Consider the following 17,602-nt stretch of genomic DNA (forward strand, 5'->3'; position numbering starts at 1 on the left):
GTTGTGAAAAAGCCGCCCCTAGTGGGCGGCTTTTTTGTGGGCGCAATATTAGTCGGCGATATGCAAGACCACGGCGCCGACCAGCACCAGCACAACCCCCAGCGCTTGCACCGCCGACAACCGTTCCTTGAAAAACACAAAGCCCAGAATCGCCGCAATCCCGCCCGACAACGTACTGATCACCGTCACCACTGAAACCGACCCCGCCATAGCGCCCCACGAGAACGCCGAGAACCCACCCAGGTTCATCAAGCTCGCCCCCGTCAACGTCGCGCAGTTTTTCAGCGGTGGGATTTTCAGGCCGTCCTTGATCTTAAGCACCATCACCACCAGTACGCACAGGCCCACCAGGTAACCCAGCCACAGCATGGTGATCGGCCCCAGCGCCGGCAGTGTGTAGCGGCCCTGCAGCCAGAAGCTGGTGCCGTACAGCAAGGCGGCAAGCATGGCGTAGGCGATGGACAGGCGTGGGTTGTTGTGGGGGACGCCGTTGTCCTTGTGGAGGCTGGAAAGGGTCACGCCGATGACGCACAGGGCGATGCAGCCCAGTTGCGTCAGGTTGATGTGTTCGCCACTGGCCCAGGACAGCAGTGTGGTGACGACGCCGTAGGACGTCACCAGCGGCGCCACGATGGCGGCCTTGCCCAATGCGAAGGCCTTGGACAGGGCGAGGGCGCCGGACACGGTGAGCAAGGCCGCAGCGATGCCCAACAGCCAGGCGCTCAGTGGGGCCTCGAGCGACTTGAACAGGAAGCTTGGAAGCATGACCAGCAGCAGGGTCATGATCAGGAGCCCCAACGCTTGCCCGAAGTAAACCGCACGTTTAACGCCTACGGCGCGGGCGTTGAGACCCACGAGAAAATCCGTGCCGCCCCAGAGCAGGGCAGCCAGCAGGCCCATTGTTACGTCCATGTAAGGTCCTTTGAAGGCTTGATTTCCTGTAGGCACCCGGCTTGCAAGGGGCGGCGTGTCAGCTCAGGTTTTCCAGCGTCTGCGTGTCCCAGCTGTGGGTCTTGATGGCCAGGTAAAGCATGCCGATGGTGAGCGGCACTTTTTCGCCGCGCCCCTTGGACCGGCGTTTGAGGAACACATCGAACACCGGCGGGTTGAAGTAACGATAAGTGTCGTAGTCGCCCAGGTCGAGGGCAAATGCCTGTTCCAGCGCTTCCATCAGTTGCTTGGCGTCGCTGCCGTCACAGCCGAGGTCGAAGTTGAGTGAGGTTTGCAGGCGGATCGTCTTGTGTTTCGGCAGGCCGATTTCTTCATGCAGCAGTTGCAGGAGTTGCTGCATGACGGGGTCTTCGGGGAGGTTGGGGGCGAGGTTCATGGTGGGGGCACGCAGGAGTAGTTGAGGGGGCTTAATGCGCCTGTGGCGGAATTTGTTGCGAGTGATGAAGAGTGCCAAGCCTATCAAGATTAGGGCCAGAGGTAGGAGCTGGATGTTGAGGATGGCCACGTGGGGTCGCCACAACAACAGGACTAACCCCGTTACGATGAAGGTAGCGGCGAAACGCTTTCTGAGCGTGCAGACAGTGATTTTGAAATACAGGAGTAGATGGAGGGCAAAGAACAGCGCTGCTTGTAGGTAAAGCCATTCACTATGGTTCATTTAAATGCACGTGCATTGAGAGGCATGAACGCTGAAGTCTTTGCATCTAGCAAGCCAAGAGCAGCGCGTGCATCGCGGGGCATCACGGTGAAGCGGCCCACTATGAAGGTGATCCCGTATTGGCTGATGTATTGAGTCTTTTGTAAGTTCACGGTGTTTTTGCCGAGACAGTGGTGAGAGCGCTATTTTCATTCAGCTGTGGGTAATTTCTATAGGGGGGTGAGCGGCTGTTTTGTGCAGTTTGGGAAGAGGATGTCGCAGTGCGTGGAGGTTTCTTACAACGGTTTCCGGCATTTGTGGCTTGGCAGCGACTCAGCAGGCAAAACTGGGCAATTGTGGGCGTCGGCGTGCCCGCGAGACGGTGTGCCGGGTATGGAAATGTTGCCTGATGCGACGTAGTCGCAGGCATGTTGAATCGTCGTACGATCTAACCGTTTGTAATTCGCTCAAGCACCGACAGGCCGACTCACACACCGCTCAAAAATCGACTCCAGCCCCCGGTAGTCACACGCCACCGCGTCAATATTCGCCGGTACCCACGCCGCGTGTTTCACCAACCACCAGTTCACCGAAAATCCCGCATTCACGATGATCTGTTCAAACAGAATCCGCTGCGCCCGGCCATTGCCTTCGCGGAAAGGGTGGATGACGTTGAGGTCGCCGTAGGCTTCGGCAATCTGCCTGACCAACTCGGCCTGACTCGCGCCGACATACCAGTTCGCCTCTTCCATGTGCCGGACGATTTTAGCCGCCTCCGGTGGAATGCGTTCCGGGGTGCAGAACAAGGTGTCGCCTTTCTGGATGTTGACGCTGCGTAACTCACCGGCCCAGTCGTAAATATCGCCGAACAGGGTGCGGTGGATATGTTGCAGGCGGTCTAGGTCGTAGGGCGGTGGGAACAGGGGGAGGCTGCCTACGGCGATTTCGGACAACTCCCGCTCGGCCTGGTGCAGGCGCGCAGCGTCGAGCAGGTCGAGGCGGTTGCGCAGGACGCTGCTACCGGGGTAGCAGTACGGGTCCTGGCCCACCCCATATTTGTCGAGCATCAGCGTGGGGTGTTGCGGTACTTGGCGAGGACGGCTTCGCGGGTCGGCAGGGGTTTGTCGACGTCGGCCGGTTGGGTGTCGAACCCTTCCAGGCGCAGGCTGGCCAGGTAATTGGAACGGCGGATCTTGTGGTAATGATCCTGTTTTTGCTCAAACGTCAGTTCGCTCATTGCAGCGTACTCCTGGGTGGCAAGGTTTGATTGTAGCGCAATGCTTCAGTGTGCAGGCGGGATAAAAACCACGTCACATTTTGCGCAAAAAAACCGCCACCGGCCTGATTTCAGCGTATGTTTCACCGCAAAATCTTGTAGGGCGATTTCGCCCACTACTTAAAGGGAGTTAAGCATGGGTTTGCTGCGTGTCGCCTCGGCGATGTCTTTGTGTGCGATGGCTTTTTCGGCCCAGGCCGAGCAATTGCCGATTGAAGTACTCAGTGCCGTGGTCAAGGACCAGAAAATCGCTGACGCCGAAGTGCTGCTGCAGCGTAACGGCGCACAAAACGTGGTGGGCCGCACCAACGCCCAAGGCCAGGTCACGCTGACCAGCGAAGCGGCTGACGACGCCACCAATCTGCTGATCATCAAGAAGCCCGGCTACTCCAACCTGGTGGTGAAATGCCCGTGCGCAGGCATGACGTACGCCATCAGCCCGGTGATGGAAAACCTCGACGGCCTGCGCGTGGTGCTGACCTGGGGCAAGACGCCGCGTGACCTCGATTCCCACATGATTTTCCCCGGCAATAACATCTACTTCGAGAACAAGAACGGCACCGACGCCGAGCTGGATGTGGATGACACCGACAGCTACGGCCCGGAAACCATCACCCTGCAGAAAAAACACTACGGCGAAAGCTACGTGTATGCCGTGCATGACTTCAGCAACGGCGGCAATCCAGGCTCACGCCAATTGTCCAGCAGCGAAGCCAAAGTGTTTGTCTACATGGGCCAATCGCTGGTGCGTACCTATTACGTGCCGAAAAACCGTAGCGGCAACCTGTGGACCGTGTTCCGCATGACCGGCAGCGGCGACTTCCAGGACATCAACACCTTCAGCGGTGTGACCGTGAATGCCGCGAATGTACTGAACGAAGTCAAGCCGTTGCTGGACGACAGCGTGGCGGTCACCGCCGTCGCAGTCAGTTCTTCCGCACAAACCGACGCTAAACGTCTGAACGTCCAAGGTGAAGCGGCCTACCAGGCGGGTAACCTCGACCAGGCCATCGACCTCTTCCGCCAGGCGATCGAGTTGGACAATGGTTTCGGCAAGGCCTACGGCAACCTGGGCCTGGCGTATCAGAAGGCCGGCAACACTGCCGAGTCTATCTGGGCCAACCGCAAGGCCATCGCCCTGGCGACCGGCGCAAACGCTGCGACGGTGCGTGCGGGTGCCTACTACAACATTGCGCGGATCTACGAAGCGGCGGGGCAGTTCGCCGATGCGTTGCGTCACTACCAGTTGGCCAAGGAGCAGAAGGCCAATCCGGTGTATGACACAGCGATTGAGCGCGTGCAGAATCGCTGATCAGCAGCGATAAGCCCTCCACCAACAACGCGCCCCAATGGCGCGTTGTTTGTTTGGAGCACGGCTATAGGCGAGAGGCTGCGTCCAGGTCCATCAGGCCGCGGCCATAGGCTTCGCTGTTGGCATAGATGCCTGTTCGATTCGCGGTACTGAGCAGGCGCTCACGAATTTGTTGCGGCGTCATGTCCGGAAAACGGCTTTGCAATGCCGCCAGCGCGCCACTCACCAACGCGGCAGCCGGCGAGGTGCCAGCGGTGGGCCCGTAGCTGCCGTCCTTTTGGGTGGTCAACAGCCCTGCGCCACCGTCCCCCCCGGGCACCGCGATGCACCAGCGCGCTGCCAGACCGCAATAGTTGGACTTGAGATTGATGGCCGTGCCGTCGTTCTTGAGTGCCATGACGGCTATCCAGCCCTTCTCGAGTTCGGGCACCAATGCAGGCAGGCCGGGCTCGGCCAGCGGCTCACGCTTGACCTCGTTGCCCGTTGAGAAAACAAACACCGCGCCGTCGGCCACTCGTTTTTTCGCCACGGCCAACGAGTCACCCATCAGGCGTTCATAGATGGGCACTTCGTTGGTGTTGGCTTCAATGGGATTCGCCCATGAGTTGCTGAAAATGCGTGCGCCCTTGGAATAGGCGAGGTCCCAGGCCTGGGCTATTTCGCTGTCAAAGTAGAACGGCTCCTTGTCATCACCGAAGCGCATGGGAATCAGCTGGGCGTTGAAGGCAATGCCATGCATGCCTTGGTCATTCTTGTTCGCGGCGAGAATACCGGCCATCTGCGTGCCGTGGCCTTTGACATCGACGGTGCCAGGTTGCTGGCGCACGAAGTCATAGCCTGGGTCGTACACGCGCCCGTTGAACTCGGGCAACTCAAGGTTAAGGCCTGAGTCGATCAGCGCAACCCTCACTCCTTGGCCGGTGCCGCCCCGTGCGTAGAGGGAGGATGCCTTGACGATAGGCAGGGCTTTTTGCGCAAGGTATTCGGCGGTTTCAAAGCGGCGGGTGTCCGGTTCGGCAGGCATTGGGGCGGGGGTGGACACACAGCCCAGCAGTAGCAAGGGCAGCGTGCACAGGATGAGACGGTGCAGTGAAAACAGCAGCTTGGTCGGGGGACATAGTGGCATTCACGACTCCTTGTCGGGGTAGGTGATCAAGCGTGCTACTGTCTTCGTTTTTGCGCGGGCTTGCTGGTTTTCTCTGTATCAGTTTGTAGCGTTTATCCCTGACCTATTCTCGATCGCTGATCTATGTTTTTGATTCTTTCAGCGGTCAACGGAGTGACAGCCTATGCACGACACCCTCCAACAGGTCTTCGGTTATCCACAGTTTCGTTTGGGCCAGGAGCAAGCCGTCAGCGCCGTATTGGCAGGCCGCTCGGCGGCCGCCATTTTTCCAACTGGATCGGGCAAGTCGCTGTGCTACCAACTGTCAGCGGTATTACTGCCGCACCTGACACTGGTGGTATCACCGTTGCTGGCGTTGATGCAGGACCAGCTTGGCTTTTTGCAGCGCCATGGCATTTCGGCGGGCAGTATCGATTCGGCCCAGAGTCGTGATGAGGCCAACGAGGTGATGGCCCGTGCGCGTTCGGGCGAGTTGAAGATCCTGATGATTTCGGTGGAGCGTTTAAAGAACGAGCGTTTCCGTAACTTCCTGCAAAGTGTGCAGCTCTCGCTGTTGGTGGTGGATGAGGCGCACTGTATTTCCGAGTGGGGCCACAACTTCCGTCCGGACTATTTGAAGCTGCCAGACTACCAGCGTCAGTTCAATATCCCACAAGCGCTGCTGCTGACAGCTACAGCCACGCCCAAGGTAATTGCCGACATGCAGGCGAAGTTCGCCATTGCGCCGGACGATGTGGTCACCACAGGCTTCTATCGGCCCAACCTCAACCTGTTGGTCGAGCCGGTGCGCGGTGCCGACAAGCGTCGGCGCCTGGTGCAGTGGATGAGCGAGCGCGCCAACCAGCCGAGCATTGTCTACGTCACCTTGCAAAAAACCGCCGAGCAGATCGCCGAGCACCTGAATCGCAACGGCATCCAGGCCGAGGCCTACCATGCCGGTTCGCCCCACGATAAACGCGAGGGCATCCAGCAGCGCTTCATGGGTGGGCGCTCCAATTGCATCGTCGCGACTATCGCGTTTGGCATGGGGATCGACAAAAGTGACATTCGCAACGTCGTGCACTTTGACTTGCCCAAGTCCATCGAGAACTACAGCCAGGAAATCGGCCGTGCGGGGCGTGATGGGCAGCCGTCCGACTGCCTGGTATTGGCCAATCGCGACAGCCTCAATGTGCTGGAAAACTTTGTGTACGGTGATACGCCCGAGCAGGAGGGTATCCACCGTGTGCTGGATGAGTTGCAGGCGGCGCGCAGTGAGGGGCAGTGGGAGTTCCTGCTGAGGTCGCTGTCGGACCACAGCAATATCCGCGAGCTGCCCCTGAAGACGCTGCTGGTGCAGTTGGAGCTCAGGGGCGTGATTGCGCCGCGCTATGCGTTTTACGCCGAGTACCGCTTCAAATACCTGATCGAACCCGAGGCGCTGCTGGCGCGTTTCTCCGGCGAGCGGCAGCAGTTTGTCGCGGCCATCATCCAAGTGTGCAAACGGGCAAAGACTTGGGCGACGGTGGATTTCGACGCGCTTTATCAACAGCACAATGCCGAGCGTAATCGGGTGGTGAAGGCGCTGGATTACTTCCAGGAGCAAGGCCTGATCGAGCTGGAAAGCAAGCAGATGACTGAGGTCTACAGCCTGCTGGATACCGATTTTGATCCGCAGGTGCTCAGCGAAACGTTGTACGCAGGCTTCAAGCAACACGAGGTGGGGGAAGTCGCGCGGATTCACGCCATGCTCGATCTGTTCGCTACCGAACATTGCCTGGGGCAGCGTCTGGCGCAGTACTTTGGCGATGCGCATGCATCCCAGCGTTGCGGGCATTGCTCGGTGTGCCATGGCCATGTTGCGCACCTGCCTCCACCGCCTGGCTTGCCGCCGCTTGTGGATAAAAACTTTATGGGGCTGTGCGGTGATTTTATCCACAGGCATCATGAACACACCGGCCAACTGCCTGGGGCGGACCGCCTGACGCGTTTCCTCGGGGGGATCAGCGTGCCGTTGTTTACCAAGCTGAAGGCACGGGGCATTCCGGGTTTTGCTGCGCTGGAAGATTACCCGTACGCCGAGGTGCGCGAGTGGGCCCAGGCCCATTTGGACGACCTGTAACTCACTTTCATGAGATGACCCCGATGCCTGACTCAGTGCCACGACGTGCCGACTACCCACACTTCCAGCCGATCATCACGCGCTGGCACGACAACGATGTGTATGGGCATGTGAACAACGTGACCTACTACAGCTTTTTCGACACGGCGGTGAACACCTACCTGATCGAACAGGGCGGTTTGGATATCCATGACGGCGACGTGGTGGGATTTGTGGTGAGTTCGGCGTGTGACTACTTTGCATCGATTGCCTTTCCCGAGCGCATCGACGTCGGCCTGCGGGTCGGCAAATTGGGCAATAGCTCAGTGCAGTACGAGTTGGCGGTGTTCAAGGCCGGCGAAGAAGAGGCCTGTGCGGCGGGGCGCTTTGTGCATGTGTTTGTGGATCGCGGGTCGAATCAGCCGGTGACGATTCCTGCCGGGTTACGCGAGGCGTTGCAGCGATTGGTGGCCTGACGCATTTTTTGCAGGCGGTGGTGAACACCAATGTGGGAGCCGGGCTCCCACATTGTTAGTGGTTGTTCTTTAGACCTTACCGGTGACGGTAGTGGTGCTTGTTCTTGCGATGCCCATAGGCATGCCCGCGGCCACGGTGATCATCGCGGTCATACCGACGGTTGTCACGGCTGCGAGAACGACGGTCGTCGTCATCGCTCTTGTTGCCCATGTAGTTGCCCAGCGCGCCACCTGCACCACCGCCGGCGGCTGCGCCGATCAGGCTGCCGGTATTGCCGCCCATGCTGCGGCCGACCACGTTACCGCCTGCTGCGCCCAGGGCGCCACCGATGGCCGCTTCGCCACGGCTGCGCTTGTCGGCACCGACCGCACTGCCGCCTGCGCCGCCCAGGGCTGCGCCAATGGCCGAACCGGTATTGCCGCCGATCTGCTGGCCGACAACCGAACCGAGTACCCCGCCCAATGCGCCGCCCACACCGGCTTCGGTGGTGCCACCGGCCATGGCTGCGCCACTGACCAGGCCAAGGGACAACAAGAGAATCGAGGAGAACTTCATAGAGAGACCTCAAGAGGATGACGGCGCGATCCTGAGGCTGTGTTGAGATTGTGACAATAGAAATCCGACCAGTAACACGAGTTGTACACAATTCGCTAAGTTACTGTTTTGGCTGGGGAACTTAAGTCGTTTTCGTGAGTCTTTAACTACTTCGGAACGGCCGCTTTTATGCAAAAGCGGCCTTTTTTGTGCCCGAATTCTGACCGGCTGTCTGCAGCGGAGCGCTGATTGCAGGAGCCGGCTGGGTAATCAGGCTGAACGCGCCATGATCAAGCCATTGTCGCTCGCCGCTTCCAGGCGGATCGCAACGAATTTCGACGTTGGCGTGTGGCTGCCATCCCCAGTGCTTTCCAGTGGTACCAATGGGTTCACTTCCGGGTAGTAGGCCGCAGCCTGCCCCGCCGGAATATCAAACGCCAGCAGGGTAAAGCCCTTCACGCGACGCTCACGGCCGTCTTCCCACAACGACACGATGTCTGCTTTCTGCCCAGGCTTGAAGCCCAGGCGGATGATGTCGGCTTCGTTGACGAACAGTACATCCCGCTGGCCCTTGACCCCACGATAGCGGTCGTCCAGGCCATAGATGGTGGTGTTGTACTGATCATGGGAGCGCATCGACTGCATGATCAGGTCCGGCACGCGGCCGGTGGCATGGGTACGTTCGTGGATCAGGTCCTTGGGCAGGATGTTCGGGCGGAAGTTGGCGCGGCCCGACGGGGTGTTCCAGCGGCGCGCGCCCGCGGAGTTGCCCAGGTAGAAGCCGCCCGGGTTCTTGATCTTCTCATTGAAGTCCTTGAAGCCCGGGATGGTGTCGGCGATCAGGTCGCGGATGCGGCTGTAGTCGGCCACCAGCCAATTCCAGTCCACCGGTTTGCTGCCCAGGGTCGCCGCGGCGATACCGGCCAGGATCGCCGGCTCGGATTTCATCAGTTTCGACAGCGGCTGCAGCTGACCATTGGAGCCGTGGACCATGCTGAACGAGTCTTCCACCGTCACCGCTTGCGGGCCTTCGGCCTGGATGTCGATGTCGGTACGGCCCAGGCATGGCAGGATCAACGCGTCTTTACCGTGCATCAGGTGACTGCGGTTGAGCTTGGTGCTGATCTGCACGGTCAGGTCACAACTGCGCAGCGCTTCGAAGGTGCGTGGGCTGTCTGGCGTGGCTTGGGCGAAGTTGCCGCCCAGGCCGATAAACACCTTGGAGCGGCCTTCGAGCATGGCGTGGATTGCTTCAACCACGTTGTGCCCATTGTCGCGCGGCACCTGGAACTGGAAGCGACGCTCCAGGGCGTCGAGGAAGGCCACCGGTGGGCGCTCGTTGATGCCCATGGTGCGGTCGCCTTGCACGTTGCTGTGGCCACGCACCGGGCACAGGCCGGCGCCAGGGCGGCCGATATTGCCGCGCAGCAGCATCAGGTTGGCGATTTCCTGGATAGTCGGCACCGAGTGGCGATGCTGGGTGATGCCCATCGCCCAGCACATGATCACGTTCTTGCCTTTGGCGTACATGCGCGCCGCTTGCTCGATCTCGACCAGGGTGAGGCCGGACTGCTCGACGATTTCATCCCAAGAGGTGTCGTCGATCTTGCCCAGGTAATCCAGCACGTTGGCGGTGTGTTCGTTGAGGAAGTCGTGGTCGAACACGGCCTCTTTGCCTTCGGCCTCGGCCTGGCGCTCCCACAGCAACAGGAACTTGGCCATGCCGCGCAGGATGGCCATGTCGCCACCCAGCGCCGGGCGGAAGTAGGCGGTGTTGGTCGGCTTGTCGCCGTTGGTGAGCATTTCCAGCGGGTGCTGCGGATGCTGGAAACGTTCCAGGCCGCGCTCTTTCAGCGGGTTGATACACACTACCTGAGCGCCACGTTTAACCGCTTCACGCAGCGGTTCGAGCATGCGCGGGTGGTTGGTGCCGGGGTTCTGGCCCCAGACGAAAATCGCATCGGCGTGTTCGAAGTCGTCAAAGGTCACGGTGCCTTTGCCGACGCCCACGCTTTGCGCCAGGGCGACGCCGCTGGCTTCGTGGCACATGTTCGAGCAATCCGGGAAGTTGTTGGTGCCGTAGGCGCGCACGAACAGTTGATACAGGTACGCCGCTTCGTTGCTGGCGCGGCCCGAGGTGTAGAACTCGGCCATGTCCGGGCTGGGCAGGGCATTGAGGTGCTTGCCGACCAGGTCGAAGGCCGCTTCCCAGCTGATCGGTTTGTAGCGGTCGGTCTCGGCGTCATAGCGCATCGGTTCGGTCAGGCGGCCTTGGTATTCCAGCCAATAGTCGCTCTGCTCCAGCAAGGCGGTGACGCTGTGTTTGGCGAAGAATGCCGCGTCGACGCGACGCTTGGTGGCTTCCCAGTTCACCGCCTTGGCGCCGTTTTCGCAGAACTTGACCATGCCGCTTTCCGGCGAATCACCCCAGGCGCAGCCAGGGCAGTCGAAGCCACCGTTCTGGTTGGTCTTGAGCATCATGCGCAGGTTTTTCAGCGCGTTGTCGCTGGTCAGCCAGGCCTGCGCCACGCTGATCAGTGCGCCCCAGCCGCCGGCCGGGCCCTTGTAGGGCTTGTAGCGCGGGGTTGGGGTTTGGTCGGCTTGGTGGTGCTGGCTCATGGCTGATTCTCCATCGCAGGACTGTAGACCCGCGGCGCACTTTTCTGCGGCAGGTGGATGAGATTGAGGTTATGCCGGCGGGCCCATTGCAGGGCCAGGCCGGTGGGTGACGACAGGCTGACCAGGGTCTGGATGCCCGCTCGCAGGACTTTCTGGATCAACTCCAGGCTGCAACGGCTGGTGACAATCGCCAGGCCGCCTTCGGTCGGAATCTTTTGGCGGATCAAGGCGCCGATCAATTTATCCAGGGCGTTGTGCCGGCCGATGTCTTCGCGGCCCAGCAGCAATTCGCCCTGGCCGTTCATGAACACCGCCGCATGTACGGCGCCGCTGTATTGACCTAGGGGCTGAAAGGCGCTGATGCGTTGACGCAAGCCATCGAGCCATTCGGCGGGCGGCAAAGGCGCGCCGGGCAATACCTGGAGGTCTGGGAGGGCCTGTTCAACGGCTTCCACGCCACATAAACCGCAGCCGCTGGTGCCGGCCAACTGTCGGCGCTGCTGCTTGAGGTTCCAGAAGGCGCGGCTGGAGATCTGCACCTGAGCAAATTGGGCTGAGCCCGAACCGCTGAGTTTCAGGTCATAAATATCGCTAACGTCGGCGATAATGCCGCTACCAATGCTGAAGCCGACAATAAAGTCCTCCAGGTCCGTCGGTGTCACCAACATCACGGCTTGGCTGATGTCGTTATAGGCAATCGCCAACGCCACTTCTTCCGCCAGCGCGGTGCTGGCAGATTCTGTGTGTTCAAGATTGCAATACTGGTAGCTCTGGCTGGCGGCGGGCGCAGGCGTTTCGAGAGCGGGCGCCGCGCAGATTGGGCGCTTGGCGTTCATGAGGCAGTACCACCGACGGATTGATCAGTGTTTAGACTAGGCGCGACAAAGCGTCGCGTCTAATTGCCAGTACTGATCTACCGATAGATGACGTCGATCAAGGTTCGTTTTGCGATTTCTGATACAGCGCAAAACACGCCTCGGCCAATGCCGATCGCGGTGCGCTGCGACGCATGATCAGCCCCAGGCGCGCGAGGGTATGGGCGTCTTCGATCGGCTGCAGGCGCAGATGCTCGGTGAGTGCGTCCAGGCCGCCGTCCAATGGCATGACGGCGCAGCACAGGCCTCCGTGCACGGCTTGCAACAACTGATGGACGGCATCGGTCTGCAACAACGGTTGCGGGTTGAGCCCACGGCTGTGGAAGTTGTGGTCAATGGACTGGCGAAAGTGCATGCCGCTGGTGAGCATGCCCAATGGCAACTCGATCAGCGCTTCCCAGCTCAGGGGCGTGTCACCAAAGCTGAAGAAGCGCTGGTCGTAGAGCAGGCCCATGCGGGTTTCGCCCAGGGCCAGCGAGTCGAAGCGTTCAGTGTCCAAACGCTCCAGGTAGGACACGCCCAGGTCCAGGCGATTGCTCGCCAGTTGCTCCAGAATCTGCTCCGAACTGAGTGCCGAAAGCTCGAAACGCAGGCTTGGGTGTTCTTTATGCAGTTGCTGCATCAATGCCAAAGGATCAAAGCTCGACAGCGGCACCACGCCCAGGCGCAACGTGCCGACCAGGTTGCCGCGACAGGCTGCCGCTTCGGCCTGTAATCCGTCGTACGCCGCCAGCACCGTGCGTGCCCAGGCCAGCACCCGTTCACCGGGTGCCGTAAAGCCCTCGAAGCGCTGGCCACGATTGACCAGAGGCAGGTCCAGCTCTTCTTCAAGGCTGCGCAGACGCATCGACAGGGTCGGTTGGGTGATATGGCAACGCGCCGCCGCTTGGCCGAAGTGACGGGTCTCGTCGAGGGCGATGAGGAATTTCAGCTGTTTGATGTCCATCTTCGCTCCGGGGCTTATTCCAATGGCGGGGGGATTCTAGCGCGTTTGGGTCTTTGGTCGGGCTGGAACCCAAGTCTGTAGGACTGGTCTAGTCTTGGGCATCTGGAAATCAAATCCCAAGGAGAGCGCACCATGAGTATTTTTAGCTTTGTTAAGGAAGCGGGCGAGAAGTTGATTGACCTGTTGACTCCGGGCAACGCCAACGCGAGTGAGGACCTGAAGAAACATATCGAGAAAGTCGGCCTGGGCAATCCAGACGTGCACGCCACCGTCGACGGTGACAAGGTCACGCTTACGGGGACAGTTGCCAGTCAGGAAGAGAAAGAAAAAGTCCTGCTTGCGGCAGGTAATATTGCCGGTGTAGCCAGTGTAGATGACCAGATCACCGTATCCGGCCCGGCCGTAGCCGCCGCCCGTTTCGTCGTGGTGAAGAAGGGTGACACCCTGAGCGCGATTTCCCTGGCGGTATATGGCAACGCCAACCAGTACAACAAGATTTTCGAGGCTAACAAGCCGCTGTTGTCACACCCGGACAAAATCTACCCAGGGCAGACACTGCGTATTCCTGAGTAAAACGCAGAGCAAAATGTGGGAGCGGGCTTGCCCGCGAAAGCGGAGTGTCAGTCACTGGATGTGTTGCTGATACACCGCATTCGCGAGCAAGCCCGCTCCCACATTGGTTTAGAGCCCGGTAATGAGGTCGCGATAGTCATCTACCGCTGCAAACTCTGCCGTGTCCTTTGGCCCCTTCTTGCTGTCCGGCTCCTTTACCGCCAGCAGATGCCCCACGCCAAAATCCCGAGCACTGCGCAGTATTGGCAGTGTGTCGTCGATAAACAGGCTGCGGGCGGGGTCGAAGTTGATGTCGGCTTGCAGGGCATCCCAAAACTGAGGGTTTTCCTTGGCGAAACCATAGTCATGGGAGCTGATCAACCGCTCGAAATACGGCGCCAGTTCAATGCGTTCCAACTTCAATGACAGCGAGTCACGATGAGCATTGGTGATCAGGATCACGCGCTTGCCGGCCTGTTTGATCGCCGCCAGGAACGTGTCCGCATCCGGACGCAGCGCGATCAGGTGGGCGGTCTCCAGCTTGAGTTCGCGCACCGGGATCTTCAGCTCCGTGCTCCAAAAATCCAGGCAATACCATTGCAACTGTCCGGCGTTACGCTCGAACAGCGGCTGCAGCTCCATCTCGGCCATGGCGCGGCTCACCCCGTGCAGCTCGGCGTAACGCTGAGGCAGGTGTTCCATCCAGAAGTGGTTGTCGAAATGCAGGTCGAGCAGGGTGCCGTCCATGTCCAGCAGGACAGTGTCGATGGCGTGCCAGGGCAAAGAGGGCATGGGGTGTTCTCATGTAAGTAAAGATATCCGACACAGACAATCGGAAAAGCCACGGTATAGTAACCCGATCACGCCAAGGAGCCGCTTATGCGCCAGAAACCCACCGTCCTCGCCCGCGAAATAGTCGCCAGTAGCCGTTTGTTCCGCGTGGAGGAAGTGCAATTGCGCTTTTCCAATGGCGTTGAACGCACCTACGAGCGCCTGGTGGGCCGCGGTGCCGGTTACGGCGCGGTGATGATCGTGGCAATGATCGATGCAGACCATGCATTGTTGGTGGAAGAATACTGCGGGGGTACCGACGAATATGAACTGTCGTTGCCCAAGGGGTTGATCGAGCCGGGTGAAGACGTGCTGGCAGCGGCCAATCGCGAGCTCAAGGAAGAGGCAGGCTATGGCGCACGTCAGCTGGAGCACCTCACCGAGCTGTCGCTGTCGCCTGGCTACATGAGTCAGAAAATCCAGGTGGTCCTCGCCACCGATCTCTATGAAGAACGCCTGGAAGGCGATGAACCTGAGCCGATGCGTGTGGAACGGGTCAACCTGCGTGAGCTGTCGTTGCTGGCGCAAAATGAGCAATTCAGCGAAGGCCGTGCCTTGGCCGCGCTGTACCTGGTACGAGACCTGTTGACCCAGCGAGGAGCGTTTACCGCATGAGCGAACTGTTTTTAGGCCACCCGTTTATTGCCCCTGTGATTGAGCTGGCACGCCAGGCCGGTGAGGTAATACTGCCCTACTGGCGCGCCGACGTGGCCGTGACCTCCAAGGCCGACGACTCACCCGTAACGGCAGCGGATTTGGCCGCTCACCATCTGATCCTGGCCGGCCTGACTGCATTGGACCCCAGCATTCCGGTGCTGTCCGAGGAAGACGCTGACATTGACCAGAGCGTACGCGCCGGCTGGCAGCGCTGGTGGCTGGTGGACCCCTTGGACGGCACCAAGGAATTTATCTCCGGCAGCGAAGAGTTTACCGTGAACATCGCCCTGATCGAACAGGGCCGCGTGGTGTTCGGCGTGGTGTCGATGCCCACCAGCGGCCGTTGCTACTTCGGTGGTGCCGGCTTGGGCGCCTGGCGTTCGGATGTGAATGAAGCCCCCAAGCAGATCCAGGTGCGCGAAGCACCGGCAGCGGGCGAGTCGTTTACCGTGGTGGCCAGTCGTCGGCATACCAGCCCGGAGCAGGAGCGTCTGCTGGACGGGCTGAGCGAAGGCCTGGGCGCGTTGAAGCTGGCGAATATCGGCAGCTCGTTGAAGTTCTGTTTGTTGGCCGAGGGCAGTGCGGATTGTTATCCACGCCTGGCGCCGACGTCACAGTGGGACACCGCGGCGGCCCAGGGCGTGCTGGAAGGCGCGGGGGGCGAGGTGGTGGAGTTGAGTGGCGAGCCGTTCAGCTATCCGGCGCGGGCGTCGTTGTTGAACCCATTCTTCCTGGCGTTGCCGGCGAAGGCCGCTTGGCGTGAGCGGTTGCTAAACCTGGCGAGATCTTAAGGTCACATCAGATCAAATGTGGGAGCGGGCTTACTCGCGAATGCGGTCTGTCAGCTGATGAAAGTATCGACTGACCCTGCGCATTCGCGAGCAAGCCCGCTCCCACAGTGGTTTTGTGTTGTGGTTTCTAACGGTGCAGGACGTATTGGCCGGTGAAGTTGACCGCATGCTCCTCACTGCCCTCATTCACAACCCACGTCTCCAGCGTCAACCGTGCGCGACCATAGCGTTTGTAGGTTGCCACAAAGCGCTTCCACACTTTTTCCTCCGACGCCTGGCACACAACCGTTGCATCGCGCGTGACCGGCAGCGGATAACTGATCTGCCCTTCCTGGATCACGATATGCCCGTCTTCAATACCTTCTTCACGTAACTGCAAGTGCAGCCAGCCCCAACCCGCCAGCACCGCGCCGCAATACAGGCTGCCGCCGAACATGGTGCTCTTGTGGTTGATGTTGGCTTGCAACGGCAGGTGCAGCTGCAATTGGCCGTGTTGCCAGTCGAGCACCTTGAGGCCCATTTCCCGGGTGAGGGGGATGTCGTGGTGAAGGATGGATTCCAGGTAACGGCTGTCGCGGTTCATGGGGGCCTCTTGGCGGGTGGGAGCGGTCATTCGTCATCGCCGCTTTGGTTGGCGAAGTTCAGGCCATGCTTGCGCAGTTTGTCGTGCAAGGTCTTGCGCGGCACGCCCAAGGCTTCGGCGAGGCTGCGCATGGAGCCGTGGGGGCGGGTCAGTTCGGCAGCGATCAGGCTCTTTTCAAACTGCTCGACTTGCTCGCTCAGGCCGCCAGGTGTGGAGGTGAGCACGCCTGCCGCAGGGTTGTCCGGCGAACTGTCCAGCGCCAGTTCCAGGCCGAGGGCGAAACGTTCGGCGGCGTTCTGCAGTTCACGCACATTGCCCGGCCAGCTATGACGCAACAGCAGCGCGCGCTGGCCCGGTTGCAGTTCATGCAGCGGCAGGCCATGACGGCTGCTGGCTTCGTCGGCGAAGTGCTGGAACAGCATCAATGCATCCTCACCGCGCTCACGCAACGGGGGAATGCGCAGCGGCGCGACGTTGAGGCGGTAATACAGGTCGGCACGGAAGCGGCCCTGGTCGGCGGACTGGCGCAGGTCTTCCTTGGTGGCGGCGATGATGCGGATATCCAGCGGGATCAGCTGATTGCCGCCCAGGCGCTCCACCACCCGCTCCTGCAACAGGCGCAAGAGTTTGACCTGCACATCCAGGCTCATGCTTTCAATTTCATCGAGGAACAAGGTACCGCCGTTGGCAAATTCGAACTTGCCGATGCGGCGTTTCTGCGCGCCGGTGAAGGCACCCGGTTCATGCCCGAACAGCTCGCTTTCCACCACCGACTCGGCCAGGGCACCTGCGTTGATCGCCACGAAGGGCCCGCTGCGGCGGTTCGACAGATCGTGCAGTGCGCGCGCGACCACTTCTTTGCCGGCGCCGGTTTCGCCGAGGATCAGTACATCGGCCTTGGTTGCGGCCAGGGCACCAATCTGTTCGCGCAGACGCAGCATCTGCGGGGAGTGCCCCACCAGGCGTGTGCTTAATTGCTGGCGGTCGCTGAGGGCCAGGCGCAGGCTGCGGTTGTCCAGCACCAGTCGGCGCAGGGCCAAGGCGCGGCGCACGCTGTCGAGCAGGGCGTCGCTGGCGAACGGTTTCTCCAGGAAATCATAGGCCCCCGCGCGCATGGCTTGCACGGCCAATGGCACGTCGCCGTGGCCGGTGATCAGCAGCACCGGCAGCTCCGGGTCCTGGCCGTGCAGTTCGGCCAGCAGCTCCAGGCCGTCCATGCCGGGCATGCGGATGTCACTGACCACCACGCCCGGCCAATCCCGCGACAGGCGCGCAGTGAGGCCGGTGGCTTCACCCAGGGTCAGGACTTTCAGCCCGGCCAGGTCCAGGGTCTGGCACAGGGCCTGACGCAGGTG

18 protein-coding genes are annotated in these 17,602 nt (G+C 60.4%); 6 read left to right on the plus strand and 12 right to left on the minus strand.

Annotation, left to right across the window (positions count from 1 at the left end):
* Positions 1-48: 48 nt before the first annotated feature.
* From KHP07_RS26340 to KHP07_RS26355, 4 genes are all read right to left on the minus strand, one after another.
* Positions 49-912 carry an EamA family transporter gene (locus KHP07_RS26340; RefSeq protein WP_223204486.1) on the minus strand — a complete coding sequence of 288 codons (864 nt, stop codon included), beginning with the start codon at positions 910-912 and terminating at the stop codon, positions 49-51.
* 58 nt (positions 913-970) lie between these two features.
* Complete coding sequence (locus KHP07_RS26345; protein ID WP_078046390.1) at positions 971-1,327, minus strand: DUF1493 family protein; 357 nt, start codon at positions 1,325-1,327, stop codon at positions 971-973.
* 728 nt (positions 1,328-2,055) lie between these two features.
* Positions 2,056-2,655 (minus strand): putative adenosine monophosphate-protein transferase Fic, encoded by a 600-nt coding sequence (locus KHP07_RS26350; RefSeq protein WP_214498309.1) that lies wholly within the window; start codon positions 2,653-2,655, stop codon positions 2,056-2,058.
* Positions 2,655-2,825 carry a YhfG family protein gene (locus KHP07_RS26355; RefSeq protein WP_003236014.1) on the minus strand — a complete coding sequence of 57 codons (171 nt, stop codon included), beginning with the start codon at positions 2,823-2,825 and terminating at the stop codon, positions 2,655-2,657. Before KHP07_RS26355 ends, KHP07_RS26350 begins: the two co-directional genes overlap by 1 nt.
* A 175-nt stretch (positions 2,826-3,000) precedes the next feature.
* Between KHP07_RS26355 and KHP07_RS26360 the strand changes: the two genes are divergently transcribed.
* The gene (locus KHP07_RS26360; protein WP_078046393.1) at positions 3,001-4,176 is read left to right on the plus strand and encodes a tetratricopeptide repeat protein; all 1,176 of its coding nucleotides are present in this window, start codon (positions 3,001-3,003) and stop codon (positions 4,174-4,176) included.
* 64 nt (positions 4,177-4,240) lie between these two features.
* On the opposite strand, the gene KHP07_RS26365 is transcribed toward KHP07_RS26360, so the two are convergent.
* Positions 4,241-5,302, minus strand: a complete 1,062-nt coding sequence (locus KHP07_RS26365; protein WP_214498310.1) for a S8 family peptidase — start codon at positions 5,300-5,302, stop codon at positions 4,241-4,243.
* Between the two features lie 163 nt (positions 5,303-5,465).
* On the opposite strand from KHP07_RS26365, the gene KHP07_RS26370 reads away from it, so the two are divergent.
* On the plus strand, positions 5,466-7,403 hold the full coding sequence (locus tag KHP07_RS26370) for a RecQ family ATP-dependent DNA helicase (RefSeq protein WP_214498311.1): 1,938 nt from the start codon (positions 5,466-5,468) through the stop codon (positions 7,401-7,403).
* Between the two features lie 23 nt (positions 7,404-7,426).
* The gene (locus KHP07_RS26375) at positions 7,427-7,858 is read left to right on the plus strand and encodes an acyl-CoA thioesterase (RefSeq protein WP_214498312.1); all 432 of its coding nucleotides are present in this window, start codon (positions 7,427-7,429) and stop codon (positions 7,856-7,858) included.
* Positions 7,859-7,934: 76 nt separating this feature from the next.
* Here KHP07_RS26375 and KHP07_RS26380 read toward each other — a convergent pair whose 3' ends face one another.
* The 4 genes from KHP07_RS26380 to KHP07_RS26395 form a co-directional block, all read right to left on the minus strand.
* The gene (locus tag KHP07_RS26380) at positions 7,935-8,414 is read right to left on the minus strand and encodes a glycine zipper domain-containing protein (protein WP_078046397.1); all 480 of its coding nucleotides are present in this window, start codon (positions 8,412-8,414) and stop codon (positions 7,935-7,937) included.
* A 249-nt stretch (positions 8,415-8,663) separates the two neighbouring features.
* Positions 8,664-11,012, minus strand: coding sequence for an FdhF/YdeP family oxidoreductase (locus tag KHP07_RS26385; protein WP_214498313.1), 2,349 nt, complete (start codon positions 11,010-11,012; stop codon positions 8,664-8,666).
* Positions 11,009-11,848 (minus strand): formate dehydrogenase accessory sulfurtransferase FdhD, encoded by an 840-nt coding sequence (fdhD, locus tag KHP07_RS26390; protein ID WP_078046399.1) that lies wholly within the window; start codon positions 11,846-11,848, stop codon positions 11,009-11,011. Before fdhD ends, KHP07_RS26385 begins: the two co-directional genes overlap by 4 nt.
* Before the next feature lie 97 nt (positions 11,849-11,945).
* On the minus strand, positions 11,946-12,833 hold the full coding sequence (locus tag KHP07_RS26395) for a LysR family transcriptional regulator (RefSeq protein WP_100491733.1): 888 nt from the start codon (positions 12,831-12,833) through the stop codon (positions 11,946-11,948).
* Positions 12,834-12,965: 132 nt separating this feature from the next.
* On the opposite strand from KHP07_RS26395, the gene lysM reads away from it, so the two are divergent.
* On the plus strand, positions 12,966-13,406 hold the full coding sequence (gene lysM, locus KHP07_RS26400) for a peptidoglycan-binding protein LysM (RefSeq protein ID WP_100491732.1): 441 nt from the start codon (positions 12,966-12,968) through the stop codon (positions 13,404-13,406).
* Positions 13,407-13,514: 108 nt separating this feature from the next.
* Here lysM and yrfG read toward each other — a convergent pair whose 3' ends face one another.
* Positions 13,515-14,177, minus strand: coding sequence for a GMP/IMP nucleotidase (gene yrfG, locus KHP07_RS26405; RefSeq protein WP_214498314.1), 663 nt, complete (start codon positions 14,175-14,177; stop codon positions 13,515-13,517).
* A gap of 87 nt (positions 14,178-14,264) precedes the next feature.
* On the opposite strand from yrfG, the gene nudE reads away from it, so the two are divergent.
* Together nudE and cysQ are read left to right on the plus strand one after the other, a co-directional pair.
* Positions 14,265-14,831 (plus strand): ADP compounds hydrolase NudE, encoded by a 567-nt coding sequence (gene nudE, locus KHP07_RS26410; protein WP_078046403.1) that lies wholly within the window; start codon positions 14,265-14,267, stop codon positions 14,829-14,831.
* Positions 14,828-15,664 (plus strand): 3'(2'),5'-bisphosphate nucleotidase CysQ, encoded by an 837-nt coding sequence (cysQ, locus tag KHP07_RS26415; RefSeq protein WP_078046404.1) that lies wholly within the window; start codon positions 14,828-14,830, stop codon positions 15,662-15,664. Before nudE ends, cysQ begins: the two co-directional genes overlap by 4 nt.
* Before the next feature lie 127 nt (positions 15,665-15,791).
* Here cysQ and KHP07_RS26420 read toward each other — a convergent pair whose 3' ends face one another.
* Entirely contained in the window at positions 15,792-16,247 is a 456-nt protein-coding gene (locus KHP07_RS26420; RefSeq protein ID WP_214498315.1) for a YiiD C-terminal domain-containing protein, read from the minus strand.
* Positions 16,248-16,273: 26 nt separating this feature from the next.
* Positions 16,274-17,602 (minus strand): sigma-54-dependent transcriptional regulator (locus KHP07_RS26425; RefSeq protein ID WP_214498316.1); only part of this gene is annotated, 1,329 nt, incomplete at its 5' end.

This window comes from Pseudomonas sp. VS40 (genome assembly GCF_018587885.1).
Taxonomy (GTDB): domain Bacteria; phylum Pseudomonadota; class Gammaproteobacteria; order Pseudomonadales; family Pseudomonadaceae; genus Aquipseudomonas; species Aquipseudomonas pergaminensis.